Source organism: Lysinibacillus phoenicis, from assembly GCF_047238325.1.
GTDB classification, from domain to species: Bacteria; Bacillota; Bacilli; order Bacillales_A; family Planococcaceae; genus Lysinibacillus; species Lysinibacillus irui.
Genome location: NZ_JBDFMP010000002.1, coordinates 3,149,033 through 3,168,635, shown reverse-complemented (window position 1 = coordinate 3,168,635; position 19,603 = coordinate 3,149,033). Strand labels below are relative to the sequence as shown.

At 37.0% G+C, this 19,603-nt stretch carries 22 protein-coding genes, 1 pseudogene and 2 other annotated features; of the genes and pseudogenes, 3 read left to right on the top strand and 20 right to left on the bottom strand.

Features of this window, described 5'->3' with window-relative positions:
* Positions 1-144: 144 nt before the first annotated feature.
* From ABC382_RS17340 to hmpA, 10 genes are all read right to left on the bottom strand, one after another.
* Positions 145-849, bottom strand: coding sequence for a DsbA family oxidoreductase (locus tag ABC382_RS17340; protein ID WP_341387020.1), 705 nt, complete (start codon positions 847-849; stop codon positions 145-147).
* Positions 850-861: 12 nt separating this feature from the next.
* Positions 862-1,638 carry a sulfite exporter TauE/SafE family protein gene (locus ABC382_RS17335; protein ID WP_312506998.1) on the bottom strand — a complete coding sequence of 259 codons (777 nt, stop codon included), beginning with the start codon at positions 1,636-1,638 and terminating at the stop codon, positions 862-864.
* An 80-nt stretch (positions 1,639-1,718) separates the two neighbouring features.
* Complete coding sequence (locus ABC382_RS17330; protein WP_396631765.1) at positions 1,719-1,946, bottom strand: sulfurtransferase TusA family protein; 228 nt, start codon at positions 1,944-1,946, stop codon at positions 1,719-1,721.
* 144 nt (positions 1,947-2,090) lie between these two features.
* Entirely contained in the window at positions 2,091-3,218 is a 1,128-nt protein-coding gene (locus ABC382_RS17325; RefSeq protein ID WP_274794777.1) for an MBL fold metallo-hydrolase, read from the bottom strand.
* Positions 3,219-3,299: 81 nt separating this feature from the next.
* Entirely contained in the window at positions 3,300-3,695 is a 396-nt protein-coding gene (locus tag ABC382_RS17320) for a DsrE/DsrF/DrsH-like family protein (RefSeq protein ID WP_312506999.1), read from the bottom strand.
* A gap of 17 nt (positions 3,696-3,712) precedes the next feature.
* Complete coding sequence (locus ABC382_RS17315; RefSeq protein WP_412926980.1) at positions 3,713-4,261, bottom strand: sulfurtransferase TusA family protein; 549 nt, start codon at positions 4,259-4,261, stop codon at positions 3,713-3,715.
* A 63-nt stretch (positions 4,262-4,324) separates the two neighbouring features.
* On the bottom strand, positions 4,325-4,624 hold the full coding sequence (locus ABC382_RS17310) for a rhodanese-like domain-containing protein (RefSeq protein WP_274794780.1): 300 nt from the start codon (positions 4,622-4,624) through the stop codon (positions 4,325-4,327).
* 11 nt (positions 4,625-4,635) lie between these two features.
* Positions 4,636-4,977 carry a rhodanese-like domain-containing protein gene (locus ABC382_RS17305; protein ID WP_274794781.1) on the bottom strand — a complete coding sequence of 114 codons (342 nt, stop codon included), beginning with the start codon at positions 4,975-4,977 and terminating at the stop codon, positions 4,636-4,638.
* A 42-nt stretch (positions 4,978-5,019) separates the two neighbouring features.
* Positions 5,020-5,280, bottom strand: a complete 261-nt coding sequence (locus ABC382_RS17300) for a metal-sensitive transcriptional regulator (RefSeq protein ID WP_274794782.1) — start codon at positions 5,278-5,280, stop codon at positions 5,020-5,022.
* Between the two features lie 231 nt (positions 5,281-5,511).
* A complete protein-coding gene (gene hmpA, locus ABC382_RS17295; protein ID WP_274794783.1) occupies positions 5,512-6,678 on the bottom strand; it encodes an NO-inducible flavohemoprotein in 1,167 nt (388 codons plus the stop codon).
* A gap of 190 nt (positions 6,679-6,868) precedes the next feature.
* Here hmpA and ABC382_RS17290 point away from each other — a divergent pair, with 190 nt between their 5' ends.
* Complete coding sequence (locus tag ABC382_RS17290) at positions 6,869-7,306, top strand: Rrf2 family transcriptional regulator (protein ID WP_155593299.1); 438 nt, start codon at positions 6,869-6,871, stop codon at positions 7,304-7,306.
* Between the two features lie 48 nt (positions 7,307-7,354).
* Here the strand turns inward: ABC382_RS17290 and ABC382_RS17285 are convergent, their stop codons facing one another.
* The 5 genes from ABC382_RS17285 to ABC382_RS17265 form a co-directional block, all read right to left on the bottom strand.
* Positions 7,355-8,335: a GNAT family N-acetyltransferase gene (locus ABC382_RS17285; RefSeq protein ID WP_274794785.1), complete on the bottom strand. Its 981-nt coding sequence runs from the start codon at positions 8,333-8,335 to the stop codon at positions 7,355-7,357.
* 68 nt (positions 8,336-8,403) lie between these two features.
* Positions 8,404-8,781, bottom strand: coding sequence for a VOC family protein (locus ABC382_RS17280; protein ID WP_274794786.1), 378 nt, complete (start codon positions 8,779-8,781; stop codon positions 8,404-8,406).
* Positions 8,782-9,201, bottom strand: a complete 420-nt coding sequence (locus ABC382_RS17275) for a DUF1801 domain-containing protein (protein ID WP_322610574.1) — start codon at positions 9,199-9,201, stop codon at positions 8,782-8,784.
* Between the two features lie 51 nt (positions 9,202-9,252).
* On the bottom strand, positions 9,253-9,909 hold the full coding sequence (locus ABC382_RS17270; RefSeq protein WP_322610573.1) for a YdeI/OmpD-associated family protein: 657 nt from the start codon (positions 9,907-9,909) through the stop codon (positions 9,253-9,255).
* A gap of 264 nt (positions 9,910-10,173) precedes the next feature.
* Positions 10,174-10,668 carry a DUF1648 domain-containing protein gene (locus ABC382_RS17265; protein ID WP_312507003.1) on the bottom strand — a complete coding sequence of 165 codons (495 nt, stop codon included), beginning with the start codon at positions 10,666-10,668 and terminating at the stop codon, positions 10,174-10,176.
* Positions 10,669-10,978: 310 nt separating this feature from the next.
* Between ABC382_RS17265 and ABC382_RS17260 the strand changes: the two genes are divergently transcribed.
* The gene (locus ABC382_RS17260) at positions 10,979-12,673 is read left to right on the top strand and encodes a methyl-accepting chemotaxis protein (protein WP_274794790.1); all 1,695 of its coding nucleotides are present in this window, start codon (positions 10,979-10,981) and stop codon (positions 12,671-12,673) included.
* A 68-nt stretch (positions 12,674-12,741) separates the two neighbouring features.
* Here the strand turns inward: ABC382_RS17260 and ABC382_RS17255 are convergent, their stop codons facing one another.
* On the bottom strand, positions 12,742-13,212 hold the full coding sequence (locus tag ABC382_RS17255) for a hypothetical protein (RefSeq protein ID WP_312507004.1): 471 nt from the start codon (positions 13,210-13,212) through the stop codon (positions 12,742-12,744).
* 180 nt (positions 13,213-13,392) lie between these two features.
* Positions 13,393-13,631: a binding site (T-box leader), on the top strand.
* Between the two features lie 88 nt (positions 13,632-13,719).
* On the opposite strand from ABC382_RS17255, the gene ABC382_RS17250 reads away from it, so the two are divergent.
* Entirely contained in the window at positions 13,720-15,291 is a 1,572-nt protein-coding gene (locus tag ABC382_RS17250) for a 2-isopropylmalate synthase (RefSeq protein ID WP_274794792.1), read from the top strand.
* A 49-nt stretch (positions 15,292-15,340) separates the two neighbouring features.
* On the opposite strand, the gene metG is transcribed toward ABC382_RS17250, so the two are convergent.
* The 4 genes and pseudogenes from metG to rsgA form a co-directional block, all read right to left on the bottom strand.
* On the bottom strand, positions 15,341-16,975 hold the full coding sequence (gene metG / locus ABC382_RS17245; RefSeq protein WP_312507006.1) for a methionine--tRNA ligase: 1,635 nt from the start codon (positions 16,973-16,975) through the stop codon (positions 15,341-15,343).
* Positions 16,976-17,031: 56 nt separating this feature from the next.
* Positions 17,032-17,294 (bottom strand) — a binding site (T-box leader).
* A 101-nt stretch (positions 17,295-17,395) separates the two neighbouring features.
* A complete protein-coding gene (locus ABC382_RS17240; RefSeq protein WP_312507007.1) occupies positions 17,396-18,043 on the bottom strand; it encodes an HAD hydrolase-like protein in 648 nt (215 codons plus the stop codon).
* Positions 18,044-18,058: 15 nt separating this feature from the next.
* A complete protein-coding gene (fosM, locus tag ABC382_RS17235; RefSeq protein ID WP_312507008.1) occupies positions 18,059-18,484 on the bottom strand; it encodes a FosM family fosfomycin resistance protein in 426 nt (141 codons plus the stop codon).
* Between the two features lie 17 nt (positions 18,485-18,501).
* Positions 18,502-19,572, bottom strand: a pseudogene (gene rsgA / locus ABC382_RS17230) (ribosome small subunit-dependent GTPase A).
* Between the last annotated feature and the right edge of the window lie 31 nt (positions 19,573-19,603).

The following is a 19,603-nucleotide window of genomic DNA, read 5'->3' as shown; positions in this document are numbered from 1 at the left end:
ATTAAGATGATAAAAATGGTTAAAATATACATTTGTTATTGTCCTACAACAAAGAAAACAAGACTTAATACCTCTTGCAGTATATAGCCATATCTGAATAAAAAAGTGTCGAGCACATCATGTACTCGACACTCATCTAGCCTTTTACAATTTACATACTCCATCGGCACATACAGACTCACCATTTCCCATTATCTTTATTATTGGTTGGATACCCGCTTTTTCCGCCGCTTGATGTAAAGTTTTTACAAAAACCTCATTTGGTTCAGCGCCTTTAATACCATATCTATTTTCAAACACAAAGAATGGTACACTTTGTACCCCCAGTTGTTGGGCATCATAGCGATCCTGTTCTAATGCTTCACTAAAGTCAGCCGATGTTATGATTTTCTTCGCTTCTTCTACATTTAAATTTAATTTCGCAATAACTTTTAATAAAAAATCGTCATCATTTACATCTTTACCCTCTTTAAAATAACCAGCCATTAATGCTTCTGTATAAGCCGTCGCTTTACCAAATTGCTGTGTCCACTTCGCTAAACGATGTGCTTTTTCAGTATGGGAAGTGGACATCTTAGCAAATTCATAATCCAAACCAACCTCCATTGCTCTCATAGCTATGCCCTTGACCATTTCTTTTACTTCTTCTAGCGTGATATCATATTTTTTAGCCATCGCCTCGTAAAAGGTTGGTGCATTCACTTTTGGTATATCTGGGTCTAATTGAAATGCTTTATATTCAATTTCCACTAGTCCTGTATAGCCTGCAATATCAATTGCCCGTTCTAGTTCTCGCTTGCCAATATAACAAAACGGACATGTGAAATCAGAAAAGACTTCAATTTTCAAAGCTATCCCCCCTTATAAAATGTCCATCCAAATTTTTATCGCTGTTGCTAATATAAGAACCGCTAAAATAACTTGTAGGAATTTCGTATTTAACTTCCCCCCTACTTTCGCACCAAGTGGAGCCGATATTAGACTAGATACAATTAAGATGAGCGCTGGAAGATATTCAACTTGTCCTGTCATTAATTTTCCAACGGTACCTCCTATTGAGGAAATAAAAGTAATAGCAAGGCTTGATGCAATGGTCATACGTGTTGGGATTGCTAAGACAACAAGCATTATTGGCACTAATAAAAAGCCACCAGCTGCCCCCACAATCCCTGAACCGATACCAACAATAAATGCTAATATGACTGCAAGTGGTTTATTAAAAGTAATCTCCTGCATCGATTTATCATCAATTTGCTTTTTCGGGATGAACATCATCACAGCTGCAATCAACGCAAGGATACCATAGACAATGTTAATACCGGACTCTGATAAAAATTTTGAACCAAAGCTCCCTACAAAGCTTCCTGTTAATATGGAGCTCCCCATATAGATTATAAGTGATTTATTTAAATATCCCCCTTTGCGATATACCCAAACTCCAGCAAGCGCAGCAAAAAGCACTTGAATCGCACTAATCCCTGACACCTCATGTGCAGAAAAGGCCGCAAAACCTAATAATGGCGGGATATATAGTAGCATCGGGAAATTAATGATAGCACCACCAATCCCCAACATCCCCGATACAAATGAACCAAGAAAACCAATAAGTAAAATGGTTAAGATCCATGCAATATCCATTTGTTTTTCCTTCTTTCTGACTGCAATCAATAAAGAGAAAGGAGGGTTGTTCTACTGTAATAGACAACCCTCAATCCGCTCTATGCTTTCTGAATTAAAAATGTAATGACGCCAGCCTCTTCGGAGTGGTCTAAAATGATATGACCCCCAGCTTTTGCCCAAGCAGGAATATCCGCTAAAGCTCCTTTATCTGTCACCTGAACTTCTAAAACTTCCCCTGCCTTTAAGGTGTCGATTGCTTTTTTTGTCTTCACAATAGGCATTGGACAAGACAGGCCTTTTGCATCTAGTTGTAAATTAGGTTTCATCATAATCTCCTTCGACTCGGCAAAGCTTGTAAGTGATTTTGCCGAGTCTTCTTGTTTTTTATCTTCATGAAGGAAGATCGCCTTCAATCCACGGAATTTACATGCTATAAGCATGCATGCGTACTCATTGCACTTTAGCATGCTCTATCGTACAGCACAGCGATTTGGTCCAATTTCCATTTCTGTTTGTTCATCTGGTGCAGGTGTTATTTTTCCCATATTGACCTGACGAATTTCTTGATAAGCATTCGGCTGTGGAGGCAGTTGATCGGTCACCACATGTCTAAATTCTTCTTCATCTTGTATATTCAAACCATGGTTTTGGGCAAACAAATCTCCTAAGCGTTTTGCCACGGTTCCATCTTCATTCAACTCATCAATAATCATAAAATGCGCTGGTAATACAATAAGTTCATCAGACAATTCGCGATAACGCTTGTAAAGCGTAACACGTAAATCTCCAACCCAATCATCAGCAAGTCCCGCTAAATCAGGACGTCCGATTGAATCAATAAATAAAATATCTCCTGTTAACAGATATTTGTTATCGACCACAAATGAAGTAGAACCAATTGTATGACCTGGAGAATAGATAGCTCCTACATCTATTTTAGATGCTCCGATTTGAACAGTTGTTCCATCAACTAATGGTGTATATTGAAAGACAACCTCTTCCGCATCTTTTGGTGGTAAATAGTAAGCTGCACCAGTTGCTTCTGCTATATGGCGACCACCTGAAATATGGTCTGCATGTAAATGTGTATCAAAAACATGTTTAATTTTAACGTTCTGTTGTTCTGCAAAGCTTGTGAATATATTCGTAAAACGAACAGCATCAATGATAGCAGCTTCTCCTTCAGATATGATCATATAAGAAAGACAGCCCTTTCCTAAACGGACAAACTGATAAAGCTCGCCACCACCTGTTAAATCGCCAACTTTAATCGGCTCTAGGTATTCACTCCAAGATTTCATACCTCCTGCTAAATAAGCAACATCTCGACCTGCTTCAGCTAGCATTTCCGCGATCATCAATGATGACCCCTCTTTTGCACAAACTACTAATACTTCTTTATCTGATGGGATTTCCGGTAAAATCTCCTCAATTCCATCTAACAGTTCAAAATACGGAATATTTAAGTACTCAAAGCGGCGACCATCAATTTTCCAATCTTCAAATGCATCCGCATTACGAACATCTAAAATAAACAATTCTTCATTGTTAATAACCTTTTTAGCAACTTGTGACGCATTCCACTTCTGAATTGACATACAGTTTACCCCCATAGGTATAATTTTAATGTTTTTTATAGCGGAGAGCTTTCTCCGCTCTCCGCCTTGAAGTACAAGTCTTTAGAAAGTTAGAGATGGCGCTGCATCTTTCGCAAATTCAAGGAATGTTACAGCTCCGCCAACCTCAATACCATCAATAAAATCTTCCGTCGATAAACCCATTACATCCATAGTCATTTGACAAGCAATAAATTTCACACCTAATTCCTGTGCCATTTCCACCAATTGAGGAATGGCCGGAACATTTGCTTTTGCAAAACCTTCCGCATAATGCTCTGCCCCAGCAGGCATTGGTAGCGCATGCATACCTTGCTTATGAATAAAATTCAATCCTTCAAATGTGAAGAAGATTGCTACCTCCTTTTCTGAAGCTGCCGCTGCCGTTGCGATATTAAACACCTTATAAGCATCAAATAAACCACCATTACTTGCAATAATTGCTACCTTGTTTGACATAATAAAATTCCTCCAATTTAAATGTTTTTTGTAAGTTCACCCTTCCAGGATGTCATTCCTGGTAAGACATTAAATACCTTTGTAAAACCATGTGAAGCAAGCTTCTGCGCAGCCATATCACTGCGTTTGCCGGTACGACAAATAATATAAATCTCCTGCTCTTTATCAAGCTCTGAAAGACGTGCCTCTAGTTCGCCCATTGGGATAGATTTTGCCCCTTCAATATGGCCAAAAGCGAATTCCGCTTCCTCACGTACATCAAGAATTAATCCTTCACGACTAGTGATTTGTTCTAGATCAATTGTTTGATCAAACGTTATGTCTTCTATTTGATCGTTGGTACATTTACGAATATAATGTTTCAGCACGCCATCCTCTTCTATAGTGCCTATATATTGGTGGCCTACAGTTTCAGCCCATGCCGCAATATCGGCTTTTGACCCTTTATCTGTCGCAGATACTTCTAAAATTTGACCATCCACTAAATCAACCATAGCTTTTTTTGTTTTCACAATCGGCATCGGGCAAGAAAGGCCCTTGGCATCTAGCTGAAAATCCCCCTTCATACTTTTCACAACCTCCATATACCATACCCGGTATTATTTTTAACAAAAAAATATAGATATTATCTATATTTGTACTTTACCCTCCCAAGCTAACATACCACCAGCCATATTCGATGCATCAAAGCCATTATCTTCTAATAGCTGGGTAGCACGACCACTACGGGCACCTGAACGACAAACCATAATATACGACTCATTTTTATTTAATTCATGCAGTCGAAATTCCAATAAACCAAGCGGTATATGCATAACATCTGGTATATGTCCAGCTTGTACCTCATCTACCTCTCGAACATCAATAAGGTTCAGCTTTTTCCCCTGATCTATCAAATGTTGTACTTCATTCGCCGTAATTTCCTTCATTCTATCTCCTCCTAGTAAGCACTCATACCACCTCGAACATTGGTAACACGTTCAAAGCCTTGCTTTTTCAATTGTTTACACGCCTGACTACTTCGCATACCACTTTGACAAATAACGATTACTTCTTTATCCTTTGGCAAATTGTCAAAGCTCGATCCAAGTGGCATGTTTTTAAATTGAGAGATATGCCGACCTTTATATTCAGCAGGTGTGCGTACATCGATAAATATCTTATCCTTATCATTCAGCATATTTTTTAATTGCGCTGTCGAGATTGACTGAACGCCCTTTGTTGGTTTCATTCGCCAAATAAAAAATACAGCGATTAACGCAATAATTATCCATATCTCCAAATGATCATTCCTCCTTCTTTATACGTTAAAGGGTATATAAATTTATCGGCTTTTCACAACTAGATCCATTGCCTCTTGGATGGCTAGATTCATTTTTTCTGCATCACCTTCGGCAGTCGATACACAATCCAATAAATTTTCACTTACAATAACACCGATCGTCCGATCAACCGCAGAACGCACGGCAGATAGCTGTGTGATCACATCCTTACAGCTTTGACCTTCTTCCATCATGCGTAAAATACCACGCAATTGACCTTCCATACGTTTCACACGATTTGCAGTGTTTGAGCCATATGCCATTCTGTTATGCCCCCTTCCAAAACGATTGATTGAACTTACTTACGAGATTCATATTATACCCCTATAGGTATATTGTCAACACGAAAGCTTCAACCTTTTTTCTTTAAGGACTGTAATCCGTCGTTTATATGCCTCTTTCTGGTCTCTTCACTTTTTTATTTCTACCCGTCACTATGCCCACAATAAAAAAACCCTGCTATGAGTTTTTTCTCATAACAGGGAATCCTCTTTTTATTTAGCTAATTGCATGGCTGGTCCGAAGAACTCATAGTGAATTTTCTCATCCTTCACGCCAATTTCCTGTAAATTTTTAATAACAGCTTCCATGAAGCCTACAGGTCCACATACATAAACATCCGCATTATCAGCTACTTTTTCTGCTAATAATTCTTTTGTGATAAGCTTGTCTTCATCAGAATATAAAGCTGTATATGAAGCATTTGGCAACGCATTTACTTTCTCCTTAATGTCATCGCTAAATGCCACAACTTTCTCATTACGAGCACATTGGATAAAGTTAACTTTATTTGTTGCATCTTCTTTTAAAGATTGTAGCATACTGTTTAAAGGTGTTACCCCAATACCACCACTCACAAATGTAATTGGTGCAGCAGTTTCCTCTAGAACAAATAAACCAGCTGGAGCACTTACATCTACTAAATCTCCAACTTGTAAGTTATCGTGAATAAAGTTAGAAACTTTACCATTTGGTGTATGATCGCTTTCGCGTTTTACTGAAATACGATAGCCATCTTCTGCACTTGCCTGTGAAAGTGTGTATTGACGATTCATTAAATACTCTTCGCCCGGCACTTTTACACGAATGCTAATGTATTGGCCTGGTTCATAAGTCGGTAATGGTGAACCATCTTCATTTACAAAATAAACAGATGTAACTAAGTCGCTTTCTACAACTTTTTTCGCCACTTTTAATGGTTTAAATAGGCGCCATCCACCATTATTTTCAGCCTTTTGGTATAACTCTTCTTCCACTTGAACGAAAATATCAGCTATAACGCCATAAGCCTCAGCCCATGCATTAATAATATCATCTGTTGCTGCGTCACCAAGTACTTCTTTAATTGCTTTTAATAGATGTTCTCCAACAATTGGGTAATGTTCAGGTAAAATGCCTAAACTACGGTGTTTATGTGCTATAAGCATTACAGCAGGTAAAATCGCTTCTAAGTTTTCAATATGAACAGCAGCAGCATAAACAGTGTTAGCTAATGCTGTTTGTTGACGGCCTTGTTCTTGATTCGTGTGATTAAAAATGTTCAGTAATTCTGGATGAGCTTGAAACATATTTTTGTAAAACGTCTTTGTAATTTCAACACCATGAACTTCTAATACAGGTACTGTTGCCTTAATAATTTTAATAGTTTCTTGTTTTAACATATCGCTTACCATCCTTTCGTGATTACAATATAACGCTTTCATTTCCTTAAAGCAATATATGAAATACATCTTTAACAAAATGGACATAATTAATGTATTTTAAATACATCTTTAAAAAACGTTTGAAAATATTATACTTCAATGTAAAAATGCTATAATAATTTTGAATTATAGAAAGTAGGGTGTTCTAATGCGCTTAACTTTATACACAGACTACTCTTTGCGTACACTTATTTATCTAGGTGCAAAGGAAGACGGCCAATTATCAACTATTCAAGAGATTTCAGATGCTTATAATATATCGAAAAACCACTTAATGAAGGTGACACATCAGCTTGGATTATTAGGCTATATTGAAACAATCCGTGGTCGTGGTGGCGGTATTCGCCTCGCTATCGATCCAAAAACTATTACTATTGGTGAAATTGTGCGTCATACAGAAGAGGATTTTCACCTTGTAGAATGTTTCGACAAAGAAAATAATCTATGTAAAATAGCCCCAGAATGTCAGCTAAAAGGTGTTCTGTACGAAGCTTTACAAGCCTATTTAAGTGTGCTAGATCGTTACACTTTAGATGATTTCCTACATTCTAAAGAAAAATTAATGGCTCTTCTGCTAGGTAAGTAAAAATACCCGCTCAACACTTGTTGGACGGGTATTTCTTTATGAAGATGCTTATAATTGCTTTGAAAAGAAAATCATATCTAAGGCACGAATGCCGTTTTCATAAATTGGTTCTGGGTATTTACGAAAGAAATCTTTTTCAATAGCCTCCATGCGGAAGCCTGCTTTTTGATAAAAGGCAATATTATCAATACTTGAATTTGCTGTTCCAACTAGAACGGTTTGATAGCCTTCCATCTGGCATATTTCAGTGAGTTGTCGTAATACTTCCTTACCTATTCCCTTCCCTTGATACGTTGGAATAATAGCAATATTCTTCAACTCAATTGTTGTATTAGATTGGGGAATTATTAAGGCTACCCCAGCTAGCACCTCGCCACACTTAATTTTATATAAGGTACCCTGATCTAGGTAGTCACGAACTACCTTTTCACTGTCATCCGCTAGTAAGAGCTGCGGTAAGAAGTCTTCACGTTTACCATCTACTTTCTCTAGCGATGTTCTGTAACGAACAAAATCCTCCCGTTCAAAGACATTTAACACACATGGTTGCTTTTCTTTTACCTCTAACCATGAATGCTCTTCTGGATATTCACTTTCAACTCCTAATCGAATAAAAGATAGCTTTTCCTGTGCCTTTTGTGAACGGATATTAACCTTCCTTGCACCTGCAAAAACACGTAATAAACCAAGTTCAAAAAAAGCAATATCTAAGATAGCTGTTTTGGCTTCAAGATTATAGCCCTTTCCCCAAAATGGGTAGCCAAGCCAAGACCCAATATGACAGCTCTTTTTTTGATGGTCTATAAACATTAATGATGTCACGCCAATTAGTTGCCCTTCCTCATTCAAGACAACACGAGGAACTGTTTTACCTTCTTCTTCATCCACACATTCACGTTTAATAAAATTAATTGTATCCTCTACCTTACCAGCAGGTAACCCAAGCGCATCTCGAACCTGTGGCATAGAAGACAATTCATGCATGGCTTCAGCATATTTAATATCATGCTTCACTAAAGTTACCGCCATCTACTATTCCCCTTTACTAACATTGTATTTTTTAACATTCTTTAAGAATATATTCATATCCCTGACCGTCAATTATATGATAGCTGCCAGGACACACCAAAACGATCCTGAATCCACGCAAACTTTTTAGAAAACCCATAATTATCAAGAGGCATTAATGCAAGTCCACCTTCTAATATGTGCGTAACTAAATAGCTTATTTCTTCCTCCGAATCACACTCTATAAAGATAGACGTGGATGGGGTAAATGTGAAATTGTGCTGGATAACACTATCATTCACCATTAATTTTAATCCCTTTAAATGGAGAACTGCCATCGCCACTTGCTGTGAATTTTCCGTATACGACAGACTGGCAACCTCTAAATCTGTAAACCATTGCTGATACTGTTCAATAGCTTCATTCGCTTGCCCTTGAAACATTAAAAATGTAGTTGCACTTTTCATCTATTTTTTTGCTCCTTCATAGTGAGTGATCCATTGTGCTGGGGTCATTTTTGAAACAAGCTCTCCTATTAAATCAAATGGAATATATTTTGTACTTGTAAAACGAATACAGCTTTTCCCCATGTTTAACTTCGTTGGTACTCTCTTCGCATATTCTTCCTGAAACCAAGAGAGCAATGCTGGATCTGCGTATATCCCCATATGGTATAGCGCAATATGACGTTTTTGGACTGCAAGGCTAATAAAAGGTAATGGGGTATTTGGTGTAACATGATAGCCATCTGGATAGGTTGTTAAAGGAACAACATAGCTAACCACGCCATATTGCATTGTTTGTTCAAATCCATCTGGTATATTCGTTGCAACAACATCTACAAGCTGGCTAAACGCAACACGCCATTTTTCTTCAACTTGCTCCATGTATATATTCTCCATACCTATTGCCTCACTTTATCATTTATTTTAAAATCTTTATTCATTTGCCTCAGCTTTTGCTTTGCGATATAACTCCTTGGTTTTGTAGCCTAATCCAATAATTTCGCGCATCTCTTGTAGGCGGGCTATTTGTGTATCCTGTTTTTTAGCACTATAAATATAACGCGCCCAGTCCTTTTGATAGCCTGGTGTTAGCTCATCATAAAATGCTAAATCATAAGGGTTGTCTGCAAGTGAATCACGTAATTGAGGAATCATGCTTTCATAATCACTTACACATTGACTACTTGCCGTCTTCTTTTTCCCTTTTCCTTTACCATCTCGCTTGATGCTTAAAATTGAAAATGTATCATCTAATGACATTAGGCTAGCAAATTTCAAATCACTACCAACGATGTACTTTTCGTCGTCAACTTGGATTGCTGGAAAAATTTCATCACGATGGATAAACTGTTCATATTTTTTATTCCCCTTTTTAGGATAAACAAAAAATAAGTAACCTTGTTCTTTTAGACGAGTACCTTTTAACACTTTTTGTAAATACGTTACCATCTCCTCCACAGAGAACACAAATGAAATAATGCGATCAAAAGGTGCTTCTCCTACCTGAGAAATCCCTTCTAATGGCAAATCTTGTGGGTGATTGACTATAGCAACTGATAATTCATCATTCAGTTTAAATTTTTTCTGCATAGCTTACATTCCTCTCCTACTGCTTCTTTATTTCAATTTTAGCATTTAACAAACTGCTCATACATTTACATCTTAGTTTTGATAGTATACTGAAATATTCAAAACTTGGGTATAAAAATATTTCAAGTTTTCCTCTAGTTAGAGATGAATGCTGATGCCCCCATAGGTGATATTTTTCGGAAAAAGAAAAAGAATCGAGATGGTACTTCTCGATTCCTTTTACTTACAGTCTAATCACTTGAAATAATCCCAAGGTTTAGTTTGTTACTTTATTTTAGCGGTAGCAATAATCCCTTTAATAATCGGAATAGCCGTCCCTATTATAATGACCGGTAAAAACCACCAGCCTATGGAATTGGCTTCACCAAGACCTATACGAACCATTTGAATCGAAATAAATGCGAATAAAATGAGACACAGGTTTTTTACTTCATTTAGTATTTTTCTGCTATTTAAATAAAATGCTTTTACATTATTTTCATTCAAACGTGCTGGATAATTATGCATATGTGGTACCTTTTCTAGAAGCCCCAATACAATCCATAAAAACAAACCAATGAATGGTAAAATAAATAGCTCTATTTTCGAACCCCAACGATCAACCTCACCTAAACCATTAAAATGACCAGGAATTTCGCTAGGTATTTTACCCCAGAGTAAAATAATATAAAGGATAGATACAATAAATGCACTACCACCAATATAGTCCCATATCTTTTCTGATTTAGTTTTTGGTAGTTTTAAAATTGGCCTATACATTTTTCCCACCTCTGTTCATTTCCTTTATTATTTCTACGTACAATTACGGTTTAAGTTTCAAAATTCACGAAAATTGACTTAGTATTCAATACATGCCATTAATTATCCCTATTATTAGCAGTATTATAGCCGAAAAATCTCCATTTTTTATTACTCTAATCATAATTTAATACTATCTTCAAACTATTAACTACTGTAAAAATACTCATAATACTTTGTAAAATCCATATAATCTGATATAAATGATATATATACATATTTCATTATTTTGTAACATTTCTACTAATTACTGAGAAAGGATATTTCAACTATGCGATTTACTATCTACAAGAAATTATTACTCGGTTTTTTTATAGTTATTTTAGTTCTTGTTACAACAATCGGCTTAAATATAAAACAGCTGGATTCAGTAAACAAAACATATCGATTATTACTGGAGGAGCAAACTACTAAATCTATAAGTATTCAGGAATTACGTGTAATAGCTAAACAAGAAATTGTAAGTATGCGAGGTTATTTACTTCTTGGAGACAAACAAAATTTACAAAGTAATCAAGATTCACGAGAGGAATTTAAGAAAAAATCTGAAGAGTTAATGGCCACTTTGGATTCAGAAGAATCTATTAAATTCCTAGAAGCTATTAACAAAAGCGAGCAAAACGTCCAACAATTTGCGGACCGAATGTTTTCTTTAAAAGCTGAAGGAGAAACAGAAAAGTATGAAAAGCTTGATAGTACTCAAGGTCGATTAATTATCAAACAGTTCGATGAACGTGTTGAAAACCTTTCTAATTATCAAAGTAAATATATTGAAGAAAAGATGGCTGCTACATCAAAACAAATCCAAGATATTAAATTCCAAATGATTCTTCTTGGGGTCTTCGCTGTTGTCATAAGTCTGATAATTGCTATGGTTGTAGGTAGTTTAATGTCTCGTCCTATCAATGGCATGGCTAAGGCAGCGAAAAGAATAGCTGAAGGTGATTTAACAGCCGAACAAATTCGCATTAAAAATCGCGATGAGGTTGGAGATTTAGCACTAGCATTTAATCAAATGGCTACAAACTTAAAGGAGTTAATTAAGAATGTACGTCAGAACACTGTGCAAGTTAGTGGCTCAGCAGCAGAATTAACAGCAAGTGCTGATCAAACTATACAGGCTACCGAACAAATCACTTCTTCTATTCAAGAGGTTGCTAGTGGCTCGGAGGCTCAGGGTAAAAATGCTACAGAAAGCTCTGAAGCAATGAAAAACATGACAAATGGTATACAACAATTAGCTTCTACAACAGCAGCTGTTTCTGAATTAGCAATGGAAACAAACTCAGAAGCTAAAAAAGGTAATGAATCATTACATCGTGTCATTTCCCAAATGACTACAATCAACACAGCCGTCCTAGAGTCTGCAAGTGTTGTTAAAAATTTAGATGGTCATTCTATTGAAATCGGCAATATTATTAGCATTATTACTGACATAGCAGAGCAAACAAATTTATTAGCCCTCAATGCTGCTATCGAAGCAGCCCGTGCAGGTGATCATGGGCGCGGCTTTGCTGTGGTTGCAGACGAAGTGAAAAAATTAGCTGAGCAATCAAAAAAATCTGCAGAGCAAATTGCTACTTTGATCTCCGAAATTCAGCAAGATACAAGCCGTGCTGTAGCTGTGATGGATACAGGTACCCAAGAAGTTCAAATTGGTATGCAAGTAGTAAAAGTGGCTGAAGAAGGCTTCGCCAAAATTGTTGAGCTTATTGAACAAGTATCCATGCAAATTCAAGAGGCCACAACCGTGTCTGAGGAAATGTCATCGAGCGCGGAGCAAATTTATGCTTCCTTTGATGAAATAGCAACGATTGCTCAAATGTCCTCATCCAATTTGCAAAATGTCGCTTCTGCCTCGGAAGAACAATTAGCTACAATTGAAGAGGTAGCAGCTTCTGCATCAACTCTTTCCAATATGGCAGAAGAACTTCATACGCAAGTCTCTCGCTTTAAATTAGATTAAAACAAGAAAAAGACTGCTCATTTTCTTTAGGTGTGTTGCCTATAGAAAATGAGTAGTTTTTTATTTACTTATTTGAATGCTTCTTTTATAAGAGCAATCAAATCCTTTATAGCTTTTTCCTCTTGTATTCTATAATTTTCACTATCAATTCGTAGCATCCCCTTTTCATTGATAGAAATATGATATGAACTGTTTTTGTGATAAATAATAAACATATATCCTTCGGTATAAGAAAAATGTGAGTTAGACCGTTTTACTTTTAAATCTTCTAGTGATTCGGTTAACGAGAGAAATAAAGGATTATCTTTATTAATGTTTATTATCTTGGTCGTTGATTCATTTAAGATACTAATTTTATGAACTTCTTCACCTAAATGATCTGTAGAAAGAAAATCCTTTATAAGGTATTTTGTTTTGTATACATTGTAAAAATTTAATAAGATCATTGCTATTAAAAATAATGCTAGAATACAAATAACTTTTTTCTTTATTGAAAACAGCTCCTTCAAATTATGTAAAACTACTTTTCTTCTATCCATAATGTTAATCCATAAATTTAATTATATACCATTAATTACTATATAAAATAGGCATTTGCACATACCATTGAATATCAAAATTTTATTAAATTGCCACGCCTTTTAGACAGAATTAAAAAAATTTTTAGAAAATTATTGACAGCGCATTAATATCCAAGTAATATTGCTTTCAATAACACATTGCAGGCCAAGATTGGAAATAGTAAAAGTGGTTGTGTACTTGTAGAGAGCCGATGGTTGGTGTAAATCGGTAGACACACATTTTGAACTCGTCCATGAGCTACTCCCTGAACATATTAGTAAGGGATGTCGGTTTCCCCCGTTAACAGGATAGACAGTGATAGCTGTCGATAAGAGGATATTTTCTGTAAAGAAAATGTCAATTAGAGTGGTACCGCGAGCATAAACTCGTCTCTATTTTTATAGAGACGGGTTTTTTTTATTTTTATTAAATCATTGGCCTAAGTGTAGATTTTAAACTGATTACTACAAAAGGAGTGTTTGAAAATGGGAAGAAAAATTTGGGTGTTTGATACAACTTTACGTGATGGCGAACAAGTGCCAGGAGCTAAACTAAATCTGTATGAAAAAGTTGAGATTGCCCAGCAACTAAAAAAATTAGGGGTCGATATTATCGAAGCTGGATTCCCTGCTTCCTCACAAGGTGATTTTGATGCCGTCAGAGCTGTTGCTGAAAAGGTTGGCAATACAAATGACATTATGATTACGGCATTAGCACGTGCTGTAAAGGCGGATATTGATGCCGTCTATAATGCTGTCAAATACGCTGAAAACCCAATGATTCATATGGTACTTGGTACATCTGATATTCATGTGGAGAAAAAATTCAGCAAATCAAAGGATCAAATTCTTCAAATTGGCGTTGATGCTGTGAAATACGCAAAAACACTATTACCACAAGTTCAATATTCAACAGAAGATGCATCTCGTTCAGATTTTGAATATCTATGGAAAACGATCGAAGCTGTTATGAGAGCTGGCGCAACTATGATTAACGTTCCTGATACAGTAGGCTTTGCAGAACCAGAGGAATTTGGAGAAATGATTTTTAAATTAAATGACCGTATGAAAAATTTAGATGACAGCGTTCTTTTAAGTGTTCATTGCCACAATGACCTTGGAATGGCAACGGCTAATACGCTTGCTGCCATTAAAAATGGTGCAGATAAAGTAGAGTGTACAATTAATGGTATTGGCGAACGTGCAGGTAATGCTGCATTAGAAGAAGTTGTCATGGCCCTAAAAACTCGTAGCTCTATTTATAATGCTGAAACACGCATCAATACAAAAGAGATTATCAATACCTCTCGTCTTGTTTCTAGCTTTATGGGCTTAGATGTTCAGGTCAATAAAGCCATTACAGGAGATAATGCATTTGCTCATTCTTCTGGTATCCATCAAGATGGGTTGCTAAAATCTCGTGATGCTTATGAAATTGTCCATCCCGAAGACGTAGGTCTTGATGATATGGAGCTAGTACTAACAGCTCGTTCTGGTCGTCATGCCGTAAAAAATGCTCTTGAAAAATTAGGGTTTTCTAATCTTTCAACAGATGAATTTGAAGGGATTTTTGAAGGCTTCTTAAAGCTAGCCGATGCAAAAAAAGAAGTATACGATCACGATTTATACGTTATTGTTGAAAGCTATTATGAAAAGCATGATGCCAACAATAAGAACGCTACACACTACAGTGACCAATTCTTTGATTTCGAAGATCTACAAGTCGTCAGCAATGCAAGCTTCCCTTCTGCAAGTGTTAAGATCTGTAAAGGTGGCGAGGTGTTTAAAGCAAGTGCAGTGGGCTCTGGCCCAATTGATGCTTTATATTCAGCCATTGCAGAAATTACAAACATTGATGTAAAGCTTGTGGAGTACAATATCAATAGTGTCTCACGAGGCAAAGAAGCTTTAGGTAAAGTAAAAATTACGATTGAGCATGCAGGTGAAAAGTATATTGCTAAAGCAGCAGATACAGATATATTAAAGGCAAGCGCCCTTGCCTATATTAATGCCATCAATAGCATTGTCGTGGCAAAATTAACACCTGTGATGAATTAAATAATAGAAAAGAGCAGTATGGCTTTAAGAGTCATACTGCTTTTTGATGCTAGAGACTGTCCCTCACTAATTTTTGATACTCCTCATCAATTCGCTCTACATCTAGACGTTCAAACAATGGCGTCACATCTTGAATGATTGCAGGCAGTTCCACTTGTTCATGCCACATCATATCATTGATGCCTAACATGTTTCTTATTTTCTCAGCCGAAAACGGTAGAAACGGATGTAGTAGCTGGCCTAGATTAGCAATAATATAGACGCAGGTTGCTAATGTATGATTGCCAGCCTTCACATTTTCTTTTACCTGTAGCCATGGCTGTTGTTCGTCAAAATAGCGATTAGCCCCTCGAATATACTCAAAAATAGTCTCTAACGCCTGTTTGAAATGACCAGCCTCTATAAGAGTACCAGCTTCATTAAATAGCTGAATCGTTTGTTTACGAATGTCGCTATCCACTTCCGCTTGTGGCACCTGACAAGAGAATGATTTCTCAATAAACTTCAATGTACGGTTCACAAAATTACCATAGGCTCCTAGTAGTTCACCGTTATGGCTATAAATAAATTCGCGCCATGAAAAATCAGTATCACGGTTTTCTGGCGCATTTATTGTTAAAAAGTAACGAATAGAATCCGCATCATAGCGACTTAGAATATAAGGTACCCACACAGCCCAATTTTGACTAGTAGATAATTTGCGTTTTTCTAATGTTAAATATTCATTCGATACGATATGTGTTGGTAAAGCCTTAGCTCCGATTCCCATTAAAATTGCAGGCCAAATAACCGTATGGAAAGGAATATTATCTTTACCATGGACATAATACGAAATGGTTTCTTCATTCCATAAGTCTTCTATTGCTATTTGATGCTCTTTTGCCCATTCTAGACTGGCTGTTAAATACCCTGCAACTGCTTCAATCCAAACATATATCTTTTTCCCCTCAAAGCCAGGCACTGGAACATCTATACCATTTGGTAAATCTCTTGTTACCGCTCGGTCAGGGACTCCCTCTGCCAAATAGCGCTCCGTCAATCCTATAGCATTATCCCGCCAACGCTTTTCTGCCTTCGCTTCCGCTAAATAAGACTCGAGCCTTCCTTGAAATTGACTAAAGGTAAAATAAAAATGTTTTGTCTCTCTAATCACTGGCTCATTCCCACAAATTTTGCAGCGCTTATCAATTAAATCTAGCGGATCTAAAATTTCTGAGCAGTTATCACACTGGTCACCTCTTGCCTTCGCACCACAATTCGGGCATATCCCTTCGACAAAACGATCCGGTAAAAATTGCTTATCTGTCTCACAGTAAGCCTGTTCAATTTTTTTCTTGTATAAGAAATTGTTAGCAAGCAGCTGTAAAAATAAAGCCTTAACCGATTCATGATGATGCTCTGCGTCCGTTCTTGTGTATAAATCATAAGTAAATCCTAAGTCATTGAAACATCTTGTAAATTCATCATGATAATGATTGGCAATAGCCTCTGTTGTAGTATTTTCTTGTGCTGCACGAATTGAAATAGGCGTGCCATTACAATCACTGCCCGATACATATAACACCTGCTCGCCTTTTTGTCGGTAATATCTAGCCAAAATATCACCTGGTAATAATGCGGCAACATGACCTAAATGCAAAGAGCCATTTGCATACGGCCAAGCTCCTCCAATAACAATTGTCATTCTAAATTGCTCCCCTCACATAAAAAATAGTAAAAAAAATCGCCCTAATCAAATCTGATTAGGACGAGTATACCCGTGTTACCACCTATATTTACAAATAGCTCACACTATTTGCCTCTATCAGTACGTCTCATTCAATAAATAAAAGATACTGCCGCTGTTGTAACGAGTGCCCATCTCGTCGTAATCTACTTGCTAAAAAGCTTTCGGTACGAAGCTCAAAGGTCATTTTCAAAAGGGGTCATTTACCTCATTTCCACCAACAGAGGCTCTCTACAAAATGCTAGTCCAATTTACTTTTCCTTTTCAATGCTTTTCTTATAGGATTGGCACTATTTTACTCTTTCTTGTGCGAGATTGCAATGATTGTCGTTATAGCAGCCCTTCACCAAAAGTTGAGGGAGGAATGTTTGTAGGTAATTAATCTAGCGTTATGTTTAATAATGCTGTTAAATCCTCTATGACAATATCGGCCTTCGCTAATTCGTTATCTTGCGCAAAGTCAAAACGAACGCCTATCGACAGTAGCTGATTGTCATGTGCAGCCTGAATATCAGAAGATCGATCTCCTACTACTGCTCCGATCTGTACTCCATTTTCAATTATTACCTTTTTGACCAAATCGGATTTATGACCACTTGCAATAGATTGAATGCTATATATTCCCTTTATAAAGCGTCCTAATTGATATGTTTCAACAATTGCCTGTAAATAGTCAACCTGCCCATTACTCGCTATGTATAACGGATAATTCTCTGACAATGCTGCAAGGGCTTGTTCAGCATGTGGATACAATGCCCCTTTACGATTACGTATTTGCTCAATCAACTTTACATGAAATAAGACATTACTCTCTTCACGTATTTCTACCGAATGCATAGGACATAATGTTTCCCAGACAACAGGTAATGGTACACCCATAATTTCTCGATACTTTTCTATCGGCGTTTCTCCCTGCCATAAGCCCTTTGAACGTAGTACATCAAATGTTGCATCAAGTGCAGGCTCTAAAATGAGATTGGTTTGAAATAATGTACCGTCCATATCAAAAATAAACGCTTTATTCATTGAATCACTCCTTGATTAATGATCAAAAAACTCCATATGCAGCTTTTCCTTCTTATAATAACTCAAACGGTCTTGCAAAGTTCCCGTATGAAATTCAAATTTATGGCCATCAGGGTCCGTAAAGTAAATCGATTTTTTATCCTTTTCGTCTCTTTCTCTACCTGCTAAAATATTAACCTTTAATTGCACTAATCTATCATACATTTGATCAAAGTCATCCTCAGAGATCGTAAAGGCAATATGTGTGTAGGAATGCTGGATATCATTGCGCGGTATATCCTTTTCTACATTAAGGGCAAGCCACAGCCCATTTACATCAAAATAGGCTGTAGTCTTCCCCTTTACTAATAGCTTAGCATCGAAAACATTTTCATAAAAAGCGATGGATTCCTCTAAATTAGAAACCGAAAATAGTAAATGATTGATATGTTGAACTGTCATAGAAGTGCTCCTAATGATTATTTATTTCTTTTTTTCAATCCCTTTGTAATTTGCTTCCACTTACGCTGTTCCTCAAGCTTTGCCTGGGCATTTGTTTTACGTTCGATTTAAGCCAATTCTCGTTGTAGCTTAAAGTAGCTCTGCAGACGATATTGGTCCAAATCACCATCTATAATAGCTTGCTGTACTGCACAATAAGGCTCTGTTTGATGGGTGCAATCACGATAGCGGCAAGCTGTTGCTAGTTCTTCAATATCTTGAAAGCTCGACGCCAAGCTATCACCTTGATCCCATAATTGAAGTTCTCGCATTCCTGGCGTATCAATCAAACAGCCTCCAGTAGGTAACATTACTAACTCTCGATGTGTCGTTGTATGACGTCCTTTAGCATCATCCTCACGAATACCCGCTACCTTCATCAGCATTTCTCCACATAATGCATTCGTTAATGTTGATTTACCTGCCCCTGAAGAGCCCAGTAACGCCCCCGTCACTCCTTCTTGAAATAATGCCTGAATCTCCATTAATCCTTCACCAGATAAAGCACTCGTTACAAAAATATCTACGCCAAATGCCACGGTCTCCACTTCTTGAACTAGGCTTGCAACATCCTCACATAAATCCGCTTTTGTCAGTACAATAACAGGCTTTGCACCTGAATCCCATGCGGCCACTAAATAGCGTTCCATACGTCGAATATTAAAATCCGCATTCAAGCTCATAACAAGTAATACAATATCGACATTCGATGCGACAATCTGCTCTTGAATTTCTTGACCTGCCACTTTACGTGAAAAGACAGACTTGCGCTGGAATAATTGATGAATGATCGCTCGTTCCTCACCTGGCATTTTCTCTACTAGTACCCAATCACCAACCGCAGGATAGTCCTCACGAGCTAAAGACGTATAGGCATAATGACCAGCAATTGTCGCTAGCCATTCTCCCTCTTCGGCCAACACACGATAAGAATGTTTATGTTCTAAGGTAACCCTTGCAGGCACACAGTTTTTCAGTTTTGGCTGTTTTTTCATTTCTATCATTTGCTCTTCAAAATAAGTTGTAAAACCTAATGTTGTTAATTTCAATTTAATTTCCTCCTAAACGTACATATCATGA